The following is a 14,609-nucleotide window of genomic DNA, read 5'->3' as shown; positions in this document are numbered from 1 at the left end:
TCATTAGCAGACACGCTCTAGTCGGCGTTGTAGAGGTAGCGGACGAGCTCGATCTCGTGACCGGAGCGGGGTAGGCCGGGGCGAGATCGCGGATGCCGTCGCCGGACTGGAACCAATCAGGAGATATCCGCCCGGGCGGAGGACCCGAGCGGCCTCTCAAAAAAAGATGCGGTCCTTGTCCGCGTACGACCTCACGTGTCGTTCTCCGTACGACCTGACGTGTAGGTCGGTCTCGGCGAGTTGAGTCCCTCCTCGCCCTGAGCTGGGTCACCCTTCGGTTCGTCCACCGCCAAGTAGACGTAACCGAAGGGTGACCCTGTTCATGATCCTTGATTCGGAGTCCTGGATGAACGTTCGTCGTTTCCGTGCCCTGCATGCCGCGGGCGCTACCTATGCCGAGATCGCCCGTGAGTGCGGTTGTGATTGGCGCACCGTTCGGAAGTACCTGAGCGAGGACTCGGGCTCGGTCCCACCGACCGCACCGCCGCGTGCCGGCACCCAGCCGAAGGTCATCACCCCGTTCATCGGCGTGATCGATGTATGGCTTCGTGCCGACATCGCCTTGAAGGGCGCGGTGATCCACGAGCGACTGGTCGACCAGCATGGCTTCACCGGCAACTACCAGCGGACCAAGATGCACCTGGCCGAAGTACGGCCACTGATCGCCGCGGAACTGGCGGCCAAAGCGTGCGCGAATTCGTCGACCATGGCGACGTCCAGCCTGGCCTCAGCGCGCGTGTCTGGCAGGTGCTCGGCGTAGTCCTGAGAAACGGTGTCGTAGGCGTCTCGAACTCCTTTGAAGTCGAAGGGGTCCGATCGAGGCTCCATCGCTCCATCGCTGTCACTCCCCGACATCGGACCAAGACTGGCGAGGACCACAATCCAGCCGTTCGACGATCGTCACGCGGAGCGTGACCAGTGCGGGATCGGGATCTGGGACTTCAACAGGCTGCCCGGCTTGGTGTGCGACCGGCCCCGAGGCATCAGCCGGGCCCGCTCACCGAGCCGCCGATCGATGGTCGCTGCACTCATCTTGGACAACAACTCGGCCTCGGCATCGGTCAGGTCGAGCTCACCGTCGCCGCTCAGCATCGGCACCAAGACCGGGAGCATCGGCGCCAGCCGCTTGCCCGCCGGGGCGCGCAGCACCGCCCAGCACTTGATCAGCGCCACCATCACCCGCGGCCCGTAGGTCGGGGCCCGTGGCGCCCGCCGCCGCATCAGCTTGGCCCCGAGTCCATCACGCAGCGCTGCCCGGGCGTAGTCCCGGTGCCAGCCGGTCAGCTCGACCAGCTCATTGAAGCGCCCCAGGTTTGATGCCGCTCCTGTTTGGGCCCATGAGGACGACCAGCATGCCGAGGAAGATCGATTCGGAGGTGAAGGTCAGGGCGGTACGTCTGGTGATGGAGCACCGCGGCGGGTACCCGAACTTCACTGTCACCTCGTTGCCAGGGTCAGTCGTTCGTACAGCCCTAGCACGCAGGTTCCGGGGTCCCCGTCCTCAAGCGTTGCCGGGGCACGCCACCGATCCGACGCCAATGCGCTCGATTCTTCCCGAACCACGTTCACGCCCGATGCCCTCTCCGCCGCGCCCAGCGGCGGACCAGCAAGAGGGCGACCAGTGTCATGACAACCGATACCCCTATCGGAATCGCTACGTCGAAACCGATGACCACCCAGAGGATCCACATGACGAGTATCGACGTCACCGCCCCAATGAGCCGTCCCCGCTCCAGGCTGGGCCAGCCGCGAACCGGGGGGCCAGTAGGCTGGCTCGAAACACGCACCTCCGCAGCCTCGGGATCACGGTCACCGGCAGGGATCGAAAACCCTGGTCCAGGCGTTGCTCGGCGACGCCGACTTCGTCGTGAATTCAACGAAATACCGATTGATGCGAACCGCCTTCCGCGCCCATACTCCCAGAAGCGTCAGAACAACCACCACGCAAAAAGCAAGCCCGCCGACGGTCCACGGCGTGCGAAGTCCACCACCCACAAAGGACGCCGTGAATGCTCCGCCCAGTACAAACGGCGTTGCGAAGGTAAGGTATACAACGAACGTGCCCTGCATATAGGCACGGCGCGCAACAACTGCTGGCGCTTCGTCGTCAGGTCGATTCGAGAACCCCTTGCCCTCTTCCCCCAGTCGACGCTGAAAATAATTCATGACTTGTTTCTGCTCTCCGCGTCGCATTTTGGAAAACAAGTCAGGCGTCAATACCTCGGGATTGCCGTCGCTCAACATCGCCGCTACCTATCTAAGTGACCCAATCGGATTAGAACAACTTGTGCCAAATCCACGACTCAACCTGGGAACCACAATCGGCGACACCGTCAGCGCTTGAGAATACATCAGCAAACAAGCCCCCTGAGGCGCTCGCGAAAGCATGCGAATCAAACATTCCCTTCGCGATTGTCCCCGCGCCGCTCCGCAAACCTCCCACGCCAAGGACGGTGGACAGGACACCGAGCCCAAATCCAACGCACGCGCTCTTATCCGCCCCTCGGAAGCATGCATTCGCGTCGGTCCCAGTCGCAATGACCCCTAACCCGACCGTGGCACCCCCAGCAAGTCCGCCCTCAGCGACTCCGACTCCTGCAAGCTCGGCGCCACCAGCGATGGTCGCCGCCGCACCTGCCCAGAGGCCCAGAAAGTCCTGCCAATGGCATGCACTTTCGGTTCCCGATAGATCTCGCTGGCTCAGCGGATCCCCGAATACATAAACGTAGCCGTTTGCGCATCCGCCCTGCATCGGGTCGACGCTGGTGAAGCGGGCCTCGGCGGGGTTGTAGGCGCGGGCGCCCATGATGGTGATCCCGCTGTCGGGGTCGGTGATCTTGGCGTCGGCGCCGAAGCTGGTGAAGTTCGCGGTGACTGCGGCGTTCCCGGCGCTGACCGGGTTGGCCATGGGTGTGCCCCAGGGGTCGTAGTTGATGACCTGGCCGACCCGGTCGCCAGCGTCGTCAGCGGTGGCGGTGGTGTTGCCGTGCAGGTCGGCATACGACCACAGATCATCGTGGTCGGCCCCGGCATCGCACTCGGTGTATCCGACCACATCCGCAGCGATCTGGACCGTGCCGCTCGACCTGTTGGCAATGTCGACCTTGCCGCCGGCCGAAACCGCCACGATCGCCAAGCCCGCAATGGGTTGACCGCTTGCATAGTCCAAGTTCGCGGTGTCTGGCTCAGCCGATCCAGCAGGATAGGCGACCAGGCTCCCCGAAGACGTGCCCGAGCTCGCGGTCAAGTTCAACGCAACCGCCGAGACACACGAAGAAGGCACCCCGGCCACCCCATCGACCTGCAACCCAAGACTCCCGTCAGCCGCAACGGCTCCCTGGGGCGCACCGGTCCCGCTCGAGGTGTCGAGGATCTGTGTAGGAGCAAGCGGATGATAGGACCCGGAGTTGCTGCCGGAGGGCCCGGACCGGTAATAGCCGACGATGTACGCAGCGAGCTGCGCGGATCCGGTTGAGTCGTTGTAGAAGTCGACCTGTCCGGTGCTGTCTACGGGCACGATCACCGTGTTGGCGATCGCCTGGCCGCTGCTGTAGTCCAGGTTCGAGGTTGCCGGGCGACTCGAGCCGTCGGGGTAGACGGTAATAGTGCCCGGGCTGGTGGAACTCGACGCGGTCACGGTCATCACAACCGCCGAGACGTTGGACGTGGGAACTCCACCCACCCCCGAGATCGTCAGATCAGTAGTGCTCCCCGGCGCTGCCGCTCCCTGGGGAACACCGGTCCCACTGGCCGTGTCCAGCACAGGCGCCGCGTCCACCGGGACGAAGGACCCGGCGTTGAGCGCAGTCCCCGACTCGTAGAAGCCCTCGACATCGCCCAGCAGATCGGTGGACCCACTGGAGTCGTTGTACACCGCGTGCAGCATCTAAGCCGAGGCCCTCGCGCTGTCGCCCGGAAAATATCGTCGGATTTGCCAAAGGCTGAGTGCAACCATTGCCCCGCAGCCAATGACTAACGTTCCTCCACACGCGAATATGATCCAAGCCACCCTTCCTGCGTCACCGCCAGTAATCTCCGACAGCGCGCCAACACAAACCAGCCCCGGGGTTCCACCCGTCATCATCCAGGCATACGTCGTGCCGATCCGTAAGGTTCTTTTCGCGACCGATTCAGGAGGCTCGTCGTCCGGATATCGGCTATCGCCGCGCCCCTTCATTCTGAGCCGGGCACGAAACATCCTGTTCACCGCCGTACGCTCTGGCCAGCGCGCCAAACGGCCATATAGCGCTGGCGCATAAGTTGCAGGATTGCCGTCGCCAATCATGCGGTTCACCAACCGATCAGTGGAATATCGAACCAATTGCACCGCCAATAGTATGCGCGACTCCGCACGCCGCTGCGTTGTGGGCCACTTCGGATTGACACAGCCAATCGGAGATTCACTCCACCGAATTTCTGACTTACTCCCTATGGGTGGCGAAATTCGTTCGACTCAAGACCCGTGAAGTAGCCTCGAACCTCAACCCACCTAGCGACGCCTGCAACTACCGAGACAACAAATCCCGCTCCTCCAAGGCCGAAAAGCGCCCAGGGAAAGATGCGATCGGCGAGGCCACCATAAATCAATCCGAGCCCGATTGCACCAATCAGTGCGAACGACGCTGCCCACACCAAATGGGCCAGGTACACACCGAGTTGAAATGCCCTGCGTGCCACCGACGTTGGCGACTCGTTGTCGGGGTATCGACGCAACCCGCGGCCCTCGATGGCGAGACGACGCCGGAATGCCTGATCCACCTGAAGTTGCTCGGAGTGTCTCAGTTTCGCGTACAGTTCGGGCGCAACTTTATTTGGCTCACCATCTGCGATCATTAGCCTCGCCTTTCGGAGGGAGACATTGCTAACCTAACCGGCGGATGCGGAGAGTTCGCGGGCTGCTATGTCTGACATTGAACTCACGTGAACAAGTTCTTGATCCCGCAACCTACTGACTCTGCACTCGTCACAAAATCTGAAACAAAGCCACCAAGGCCCAGGTTCGCACCTAGGGCGTCGTAGAGGGACTTAATCGTACTGCTGTGTGCCGCCGCAATAATGGAGCCAATTCCCGAACCGGCAGCAGCAATCCCAATTCCAGCGCCCACGCATGCCGCTGCGTCCCGGTCATGGACGCATCCAACGAGATCAGCGCCAGCGGCATAAATCCCTAGGAACAAACCCGCCGTTTCAAGAGCCACTGATTCTTCTGGAGCCATTAGAATCGCCGCGCCAATCCCCGTAGCTGCGGTGCCCGCGAGCAGTCCGCTAGCCTTCAAAATGTTGCCACAGTTGTTTCCGGTGAGGTCGGGTTGGGTGTATGGGTCGCCGAAGGAGTAGACGTAGCCGTTTGCGCATCCGCCCTGCATCGGGTCGACGCTGGTGAAGCGGGCCTCGGCGGGGTTGTAGGCGCGGGCGCCCATGATGGTGATCCCGCTGTCGGGGTCGGTGATCTTGGCGTCGGCGCCGAAGCTGGTGAAGTTCGCGGTGACTGCGGCGTTCCCGGCGCTGACCGGGTTGGCCATGGGTGTGCCCCAGGGGTCGTAGTTGATGACCTGGCCGACCCGGTCGCCAGCGTCGTCAGCGGTGGCGGTGGTGTTGCCGTGCAGGTCGGCATACGACCACAGATCATCGTGGTCGGCCCCGGCATCGCACTCGGTGTATCCGACCACATCCGCAGCGATCTGGACCGTGCCGCTCGACCTGTTGGCAATGTCGACCTTGCCGCCGGCCGAAACCGCCACGATCGCCAAGCCCGCAATGGGTTGACCGCTTGCATAGTCCAAGTTCGCGGTGTCTGGCTCAGCCGATCCAGCAGGATAGGCGACCAGGCTCCCCGAAGACGTGCCCGAGCTCGCGGTCAAGTTCAACGCAACCGCCGAGACACACGAAGAAGGCACCCCGGCCACCCCATCGACCTGCAACCCAAGACTCCCGTCAGCCGCAACGGCTCCCTGGGGCGCACCGGTCCCGCTCGAGGTGTCGAGGATCTGTGTAGGAGCAAGCGGATGATAGGACCCGGAGTTGCTGCCGGAGGGCCCGGACCGGTAATAGCCGACGATGTACGCAGCGAGCTGCGCGGATCCGGTTGAGTCGTTGTAGAAGTCGACCTGTCCGGTGCTGTCTACGGGCACGATCACCGTGTTGGCGATCGCCTGGCCGCTGCTGTAGTCCAGGTTCGAGGTTGCCGGGCGACTCGAGCCGTCGGGGTAGACGGTAATAGTGCCCGGGCTGGTGGAACTCGACGCGGTCACGGTCATCACAACCGCCGAGACGTTGGACGTGGGAACTCCACCCACCCCCGAGATCGTCAGATCAGTAGTGCTCCCCGGCGCTGCCGCTCCCTGGGGAACACCGGTCCCACTGGCCGTGTCCAGCACAGGCGCCGCGTCCACCGGGACGAAGGACCCGGCGTTGAGCGCAGTCCCCGACTCGTAGAAGCCCTCGACATCGCCCAGCAGATCGGTGGACCCACTGGAGTCGTTGTACACCGCGATCTTCCCATCCGCACCGACAGGCACGATGGCTAGGTTGCCCACCGTCTGGCCGGCCGCGAACGACACGTTGGGTGTGCCGGTTTGCGCTGTCCCGTCGGCGTAGGCGACCAGCTGCCCGCTGGTAGCAGGGTCTACTGCGGCAAGATTGATCGCTACCGCGCTGAGGTTGGCTGTCGCCACGCCGGCAACTCCCGCGACCTGAAGCTCAACGGTCCCGTGCGCCGCGACCTTGCCCTGGGCGACGCCCGTGCCCGTGGCCGTGTCCAAGATCCGGGAGGCGGTCACCGGCCGGTAGGCACCAGCAGTCTGGATAGTGTCGGTGACGCCGCCGGGGAGCGACACCAGTTGTTCGATGACGGCGCCGCTGCGGGTGTCGATGGGCGCGGAATTGAAGGCCCCGTAGCCGTAGGTGGTCGCCGTGCCACCGCTACTGCGGACCACGAGTCGGCCCACAGCGTCGTATGTGTACGTGGTGGTGGTTGCGTCGATCGTTGTCGAGGCGAGCCGGTCGGACGCGTCATAGGTGTAGGTCGTGTCTCCGTCCTTGGTCTGATTGCCGTGAGCGTCGTAGGCAGACGTCGAGGTGTCGACTTCCGGCTTCAGTGCCACCAGGACGCTCACCAGAGCACCGGTTGCCGAGGCGGTCGAGGTTTCGGCAGGAGTGGGCCCGGCGTCGGCCTGGGTGGCATCTGCGGAGATCGAGGTGACCGAGCCGCCGCTGGCAGCCGACGATCGCAGGTCTGTGCCGGGCGGGGCGGTCCAGGTGCTGGCGCTGCTCCCGGCCGCTCCGTCGAAGACGACGAGACGGTCGTTGGGCAGCGTCGTGGTCACACTTGGTGCGGTAACGCTCGTGCCGGAGTTGGTGATGCCGTTGGAAAGCGCGTCGATCGGATCCGATGGGTCCGTGCCCCGATACACGGCAAGGATGGCCGTCTCGGGCGCCTTTTGGCTGAAGGCGACGCTGACGCTCGACTCGGGTGTCGTGAAGGTGTGGCGGAGCAGTTCCACCGTGGCGTTCGTGCCGAGCAGTTTGCTGGTGGTGTAGGAGCCGACGACTGAGTAGCCGGTCGGGGTCGTGATGGTTGTGCCCTTGGGGACGGTGACCGCGAGCAGCGCCAGATCGCCGTCGTCGGTCCCGGATGGGTAGTCCAGTGAGATCGGCGTGTTCTGCGCGAGCAGGCCGGGGTTTTGGCCGGCTTGACTCGTCCCGACGAGCGCGATGTCGTGGCGCGCATATGCGGCAGTCAGTTGATCGGCGTCGTTATAGCAGCTGTCCGTGGCGATCGGCGTCCCACCGTGGGGTGTGACCGTCACCGTCGTCCGGTTCGTGTTCGCGCCGGCGTCGGGCTGCTGACAACCATCCGAGCCCGGGCTGACCCCGTATCCGTAGTCGGCCACCGAACCTGGCAGGTACGCCTTGGTGAGCCGGCCGGCCGCGTCATAGGTGTAATCGGTGGCGTCCGCTCCTGCAGGGTTGGGATTGGCCAGTGAGCCGCCGATGTTCTCCAGCTCACTGGTGATCCGTCCTGCTGGGGAGTCGGTCACCTGATCGCCGGTCACCAGCGAGCCGTCACTGGCCTTGGTGTAGACCAAGCTGTCCTTGCGGCCGTTGGCGTCATAGCCGATGGTCGCCTTGGTGCCGTTGGTGTAGTTCACCGCGGTCAACTGGCCGGTGCTCCCTGAGTAATGGGCGGTGGCGAGCAACTCGCCCGCGACGCTGACCTTGGAAAGATTGCCGGTGTCGGGATCGTATGCCTTGGTGATGGTGCCGTTTGGTCCATTGACGGTGACCACCTGACCGGCCTGGTCGTAGGCGACAACCGTGACCTGGGAGAAGGAGTCGGCGTACTGGCTGAGCCGGCCGCGTAGATCGACGACAGTTGAAATCGACGCGCCGTTTGCCGCGGTGTCAGATACCCGCGAGGCGAGCGGATCTCCATTCACGCCGTAGCTGTAGGTCACGGTGCGCGCAGGAGCACTTCCGAAAGCCGGCCAGGTCTGGGTGAGCAGCCGGCCACGGCTGTCACGGGTGGTGCACTGCCACTGTGAGCTGGGGATATTCGATAGCGCAGTGCCTGCCGGGCCGACCCACCGTGCCGCCTTGCGGCCGGCGGCGTCATAGACGAAGTACTGCTCGCGAGCGGCGTCCTGCGGGGTCGGAGCGGGGTCGGTCATCGACTGGAGCAGACCGCCCTCGTTCGTGCCCGCAGGAACATTGCAGATCGCGTTGGCCAGGGCCTGTGAGGCACCCCAGTAGCCGTAGGTGGTCTTGCCGCCGTCAGGGAGCGTGGTGGAGATGCGTCGCAGGTAGGTGTCCGCGCCCGGAGTCTCGTAGCTCGTCGTGGTCGGTAGCGGGTTCGGGCCCCCCACCCCGGCCGTTTTCACTGTCGGCAGGTCATACATGGCGTCGATGCCGTTGCTGGCCGTGTACCCGGTGGTGCTGACCTTGCCGTCGGGGTCGGTGACACTGGTAGCCAGCGCATAGTTCGGATCGGTGTTGCTCAGGGCGATCGGCGCGGCAGCCTCAGATCCGCCGGTCTTGAAGTCGCTGAGCGTGTATGCGGTCTGCTGGCCGCTGTCCCCGAGGATGTCGAGTTCGATCGTGTGTTCGCCTGCGTCCAGGCTCACCTGCTGGCTGAATGTGGCCTTGACGCTCTGCACGGCGCCGGTGGGGCTGTAGACAACGTTGGTCCCCGCCGGGGCGCCGTCGATGAGAAGGCTCATCGCCTGGTTGTCGGCGCCGTCGAACTCATAGGTTCCCGATGAAGGTATCGAGAGATCTCCGGTGAGCTTCATACTCCAATTGCCTTGTGCGTCGGTACTGCCCGGACTTGTGCCGGCTGGCCAACTCGCACATAGCGAGTCGTTGCTCGTGCCGGAGTTGGCATCGATGCAGGACGCGCCGGAGTCGTTCCCGATCCCGTTTCCGGTGCCATGCTTCGCCGGCGAGCCCGCGAAGCTGCCATTTGCCCAATAGACGACGCCCAACCCTGTGATGCCGCCATCGAAGGTCGTGTGCCGGTGTGGCACCGTGGTCTGGCACCCGGCGGCGTTCTGTGGGTCCGAGACCGGAAGATAGCCCTCGATCGGGGCGGGTGGGCTCGCATAGGACGTATCGGTCGGCCATGGGTTCGCCGACCCGGCGGCGAAGCAGGCCGACGGCGCCGGCCCGTAGGTGTCGGTGGCGTTGGAGTTGACGTCGTAGACCGTGCTGGTTTGCTCGCCGCTCGCATCGACTTGAATGATCGGACGGTCCTGGTCGTCCCAGACCGTCCTCGATGACAGCCCGTCAGAGGAGGTCTTCCTAGTCACTCGGGACTGGCTGTCATAGGTTTCGCTGGAGGCATAACCGGCGGGGATGCTGCTGTTCCCGCTGGGGTCGAACCCTGCGATTGTCAGGAAGGTGGTGCCCGCGCCCGGTGTCGACGTCGAGGGCTGATAGGTGTAAGTGCGAGTCGGGGTCGGAGGGCCATTGATGGGCTCGGGTGCTGGCTGAGCGACCGACTTGACCCGACCGGAGCTGTCATAATCGATCACCGTGTCGAATGGACAGGTGGTGGCGCTGGTGGACGGTGTGCACGCGGAGCTTCCCGGTTGCCCCGCTGTGATGTAGTCGTTGGCCAGGCTGTCGCGGATCGCGTCGAGTTGGTTGGCGCTCGTGTAGGCGAACAGGGTAGCGGCGCCTCCCGGGTTGAGCACTTCGGAGAGCTGCTGGTTCGCGTTGTAGAGAATCTCGGTCGACGTGCCATCCCAGAAGTCGACTTCGCAGAGCATCCCATCGGGTGCAGCGTTGGCAGAGGGGCATGCGCCATCGCCGCCGTAGCGGAGGTCGATCTGCCGGCTCGAGACCGGGTCGGTGATGGTCTGAAGCACGACCGGGCTGCCGTCGGCCGACGTCGCCGGACCGTATCCATACTTGAGGGCTGCCGGGTGGCGGTCATCGTCGGCCGAGGTCACCGATTGGAGCGCGCCATCGCTATTGAACACGTAGACGTAACCCGTGGCCGTCGACAATTGGAGCGTGCCATCACCAGAGGTCAGGGAGTCGTCGTCACCTGGAGGAGCGAGGTAGCCGCCGCCGTCGTCGGTGCGGGTGAACGTAGCCGTTGCCCCGGTCACCGCATGTAGCACGACCTGCGCGCCCAGGTCGGACGCGCTGGTCCAGATTGAGGCGTCACTCGACAGGCTCCAACCGGGCGGGAGACCGAGCGCAGACGTTGTGAGCCATGCTGACGGGATCAGGAACTCGGCGTGCGTCCCGTCGGGGAACTTCTCGTTGACCCACAACTTGCTCCTGGTCACTGAAGCATCGTTGGGATCCCACAAGTCCACCTCCGCAGCAGCCGCGGTCCCCGGGGAGAATGCACCGGTCCCGAACCCACGGCTTCCGCTGGGCGCAGAAGTGCCGTCCCAGTCGTCGTACACCGTCGCGCCACCAAACTTGATCCGCATCCCGCCGGTGGTCGTGCCGCCGATGTTGACGGTGGTCCCCGACGGGACCGCCGCCGAGGTCGTAGGCAGGCTCAGCCGGCCGACCCACCGAACCATGTAGCCCGCACCCGCAGTACCCCAATCGGGCGCGATCCCGCCGATCGGGGTCGTCCCATATCCGCCGAGGAAGTTGATCATCGGGTCGATCCGCGTACCGGCCGGGCTGCTCGCAGGGAAGTCGTGGCTGCCATCGTCGTGGTAGTACTCGCCCCTTAACCCATAGTTGGACCCGCCAGCAGCTGCGGTGCCGGACGTCGAGGACTGGATCGAGTCATAGTGGAGCTTGATACCCGCCTGGCCGCCGACCGCCTCCATCTGGGGCGTTCCCACCGACGCTGCCAGATCGCCGGTCGCCATGTTCACCGTCTCACTCGACGCTGAGCTACCCGGAGAAGGCATGCCCGAACTGGGCGCAGGGCTACTACCCGGCAGCGAGCCGACCGTGTCGGTCGGCGAGGGCCCACCGGCGCCCAGTCTGAGCTTGACCTTGAATGAGACCTCCCCGATGTAAGGCGGCGTGATCAGGATGCGACCATCGACGGCGTCACTGGGATAGAGGATCAGATTGTTCGTGATCGCCACCCACGCGTAGTAGGTGGCCCCGTCGACCAGCGACCCCGGAGGGACACGCCACTGCGGCGTTCCCAGGGTGAAGTCGCCATTCTGGGCCTCGGTATATGGCCCCTCGAGCCATCCGGAGTCCACCACTGTCGCGCCCGCCTGCCCGTGCGGCGCGGTGCTGATCGTGAAGTCGTAGTTGACGTTGTATGGCTCATCGCAGGTGGTTCCGCTGCCGATGGACGCACAGATCTGCCTGTCGGTCACGTTGGTTTTCAGCAGCGGCGTGGTCGTAGCGATCACGCTGCCATCTGCCGGCGAAGTCAGCTTCGTTGGCGGCGGCAACTCGTAGTAGATGTAATCGAAATGCATGTCGCTGTAGGGAACCTGCACATACGCGCCAGACGGGTCGTTCGCCCTCACACCTAGCCACGGGCGGTTGCCATTGGCATAGGTGGAGTTGCCGGCGAACAGGTACAACTGATCGAAGCTCCCATCGAAGTGCGCCGGCACCACTCCCCCCGACTGCACCGATCCATAGCTCGTCGGCTCGCTCGCTTCGTTATAGGCGTAGATATCGCTCAGCGCGCAGGCGCTCGGACACGAGATCACCATCGCCGCGTACCCGAGCTGCCACGGCTGGCTGTTCTGCTCAGCCGGCGGCGCAGGCAGCGGAACCTTGATCGCGGAGTCCCACGGCCCCTCAGCGTTGGCCCCGAGTCTCACCGAGCCGGTGGCCAACGTGCCGTCCTTGGCGTAGGCGTGAACGCTCGAGGACGCCGGTGCGAAACCGTAGGGCTGGTAGGTGGGATCGATGCTCACTGGAAAGGCCGACCGTGGCAACGACGCCAGCCAGCCAGAATCGATCGAGATCTGCAGCGATCCGTTCGCAGCAGACAGGGTGACACTGGACCGCTCGGTCGCATCCGATGAGCCAGCAGCCGTGACGCTCGGAGCAGGAACCGAGCCGAGGGCCTTCCCGCCCGAAACGATTTTCGCGCCGCCGCTTCCATCGGGCCGCGCCACCGCACCGGTCAGATCGAAGGTATAGCTCGACGGCGCTGAGGGCCCGGTAAGAACGATGCTCTCCTTGATACCAGTTGCGGTGACCTCGTCGGCCACCTCCGTGCCCGGCCACGCCCCCGCATACTGCGCGGTCGATCCTGTCACGGACGGCTGCACACCCGCCGTTGCTCCCACCGGCGTGAAGCTGAAATGAACGCCATCCTGGTCGATCTGCTCCGCGCCATCCCCATCGCCCGTCGACGCGAAGGTGGCGCGCCAACTGTTCCCATCAGCGGTCCAGGTCCCGTCCTTGCCCGCAACACGGGACAACTTGGTGTCGATCGGCCGCCAGCGCCCATCGCTGGCCTTGTAATAGCGCGGAGCGAGATACTTCTCGACGGTCAGAGATCCGTCTGCGTCACGCCACGTAGAAGAGGTCGCAGTCCGATCTCGAACCAGCTCCCGGACCCTCTTCGGTGGCGCCGGCCTCGCACTGGACCGGCCATGGCGCGGGCCCGTCTGCTTCGGCGCACGCACGCGAGGCGACACCAGCCGAGCAATGTGGCTGCGCCGGCGCGCGTGCGAAGAACGGCCCGATCGTGCGGCGACGGATGCATAGCTGGGTTGTCGGCGGCGCTCGAAAATTGGCTCTCCTGACGTACCTGTGGGTGCCTGAGCGCGCCTGAACGAGCCACACGCCGCTTCCTGTCTAGGTTTCTGAGCTGTCTAGGAACAGGAACCAGGTGCACAGGAGAGCGGCGTGCGTGATGTCAGCCTATGGCGGGGCGTGTTCGGGGTCGAGAAGACGGTGATCGAGCGGGTCGAGTTCGACGAGGACGACCAGGTGCTGGTCGCCTACGTGCGGCCGACCAAGCGGCAGCGTGGCCGCTGCGGGCGTTGTCGGCGACGCTGTCCGGGTTATGACGCCGGTGCGGGCAGGAGGCGTTGGCGGGCGCTGGACCTGGGCACGATGGTCGCGATGGTCGAGGCTGACGCGCCGCGGGTGACCTGCCGGGCCCATGGCGTGGTGGTCGCCCACGTGCCCTGGGCCCGCCACGACGCCGGCCACACGCTGAGCTTCGATGATCAGGTGGCATGGCTGGCCACCCAGGCCTCGAAGTCATGCGTGGTCGAGCTGATGCGGATCGCCTGGCGCACCGTGGGTTCGATCATCTCCCGGGTCTGGGCCGACATCGAGACCCAGCACGACCGCTTCGCCGGGCTGCGGCGCATCGGGATCGACGAGATCAGCTACAAGCGCGGGCACAAGTACTTGATGGTCGTCGTCGACCACGACCAGCGGCGACTGGTCTGGGCCGCACCGGGACGCAACAGCGCCACCGTCGCTGAGTTCTTCGATCTCCTCGGCGAAGAACGCTGCAAGCTGATCACCCACGTCTCGGCTGATGGGGCCGACTTCATCGACACCATCGTCGCCGGGCGGTGCCCGAACGCGGTCCGGGTGGCCGATCCGTTCCACATCGTCAAATGGGCGACCGAGGCGCTCGATGAGGTCCGGCGTGAGGCGTGGAACGACGCCCGCAAGCAGGCCAGAACCGAACCCAAGCGGCCGCGTGGACGTCCTCGCGCCGACGCACCGCCGCGACCGGGCAGCGAACGGGCCAAGTCGTTGAAGGGAGCCCGCTACTCGTTGTGGAAGAACCCCGAAGATCTCACCGAGAACCAGCAGACCAAGCTGGCTTGGATCGCGGCCACCGATCCGCGGTTGTATCGCGCCTATCTGCTCAAAGAAGGCCTGCGGCTGGTCTTCCGACTACCCCACGCGGCAGCCGCCGAGGCCCTGGACCGGTGGATCAGCTGGGCGCGACGCTGCCGGATCCCGGCGTTCGTGAAACTGCAGAAGAGCATCGTCAAGCACCGTTCCCGGATCCTCGCCGCGATCGAGCACAACCTGTCCAACGGGCTGATCGAGTCGACCAACACCAAGATCCGGCTGCTGACCAGGATGGCGTTCGGGTTCCACTCCGCCGAGGCATTGATCGCGCTGGCGATGCTCACCCTCGGCGGGCACCGACCCGCCCTCCCGGGCCGCAACTAACC

At 64.8% G+C, this 14,609-nt stretch carries 7 protein-coding genes; 2 read left to right on the top strand and 5 right to left on the bottom strand.

Annotated elements, in window-relative coordinates; translation table 11 throughout:
• Positions 1-346: 346 nt before the first annotated feature.
• Positions 347-760: a helix-turn-helix domain-containing protein gene (locus Q9R13_RS19295; protein ID WP_310962797.1), complete on the top strand. Its 414-nt coding sequence runs from the start codon at positions 347-349 to the stop codon at positions 758-760.
• Positions 761-900: 140 nt separating this feature from the next.
• Here Q9R13_RS19295 and Q9R13_RS19290 read toward each other — a convergent pair whose 3' ends face one another.
• The 5 genes from Q9R13_RS19290 to Q9R13_RS19270 form a co-directional block, all read right to left on the bottom strand.
• The gene (locus Q9R13_RS19290) at positions 901-1,221 is read right to left on the bottom strand and encodes a hypothetical protein (protein ID WP_310962796.1); all 321 of its coding nucleotides are present in this window, start codon (positions 1,219-1,221) and stop codon (positions 901-903) included.
• A gap of 588 nt (positions 1,222-1,809) precedes the next feature.
• A complete protein-coding gene (locus Q9R13_RS19285) occupies positions 1,810-2,244 on the bottom strand; it encodes a hypothetical protein (protein WP_310962795.1) in 435 nt (144 codons plus the stop codon).
• Between the two features lie 31 nt (positions 2,245-2,275).
• The gene (locus tag Q9R13_RS19280) at positions 2,276-3,874 is read right to left on the bottom strand and encodes an RHS repeat-associated core domain-containing protein (RefSeq protein WP_310962794.1); all 1,599 of its coding nucleotides are present in this window, start codon (positions 3,872-3,874) and stop codon (positions 2,276-2,278) included.
• 554 nt (positions 3,875-4,428) lie between these two features.
• Complete coding sequence (locus Q9R13_RS19275) at positions 4,429-4,833, bottom strand: hypothetical protein (RefSeq protein WP_310962793.1); 405 nt, start codon at positions 4,831-4,833, stop codon at positions 4,429-4,431.
• A gap of 83 nt (positions 4,834-4,916) precedes the next feature.
• Positions 4,917-12,878: an RHS repeat-associated core domain-containing protein gene (locus Q9R13_RS19270; protein WP_310962792.1), complete on the bottom strand. Its 7,962-nt coding sequence runs from the start codon at positions 12,876-12,878 to the stop codon at positions 4,917-4,919.
• 430 nt (positions 12,879-13,308) lie between these two features.
• Between Q9R13_RS19270 and Q9R13_RS19265 the strand changes: the two genes are divergently transcribed.
• Positions 13,309-14,607: an ISL3 family transposase gene (locus Q9R13_RS19265; RefSeq protein ID WP_310961331.1), complete on the top strand. Its 1,299-nt coding sequence runs from the start codon at positions 13,309-13,311 to the stop codon at positions 14,605-14,607.
• The last annotated feature ends 2 nt before the right edge of the window (positions 14,608-14,609 follow it).

Source organism: Nocardioides marmorisolisilvae, assembly GCF_031656915.1.
GTDB lineage: Bacteria > Actinomycetota > Actinomycetes > Propionibacteriales > Nocardioidaceae > Marmoricola > Marmoricola terrisoli.
The sequence above is the reverse complement of the archived record's forward strand: the minus strand, read 5'-3'. Positions and strand labels throughout refer to the sequence as shown.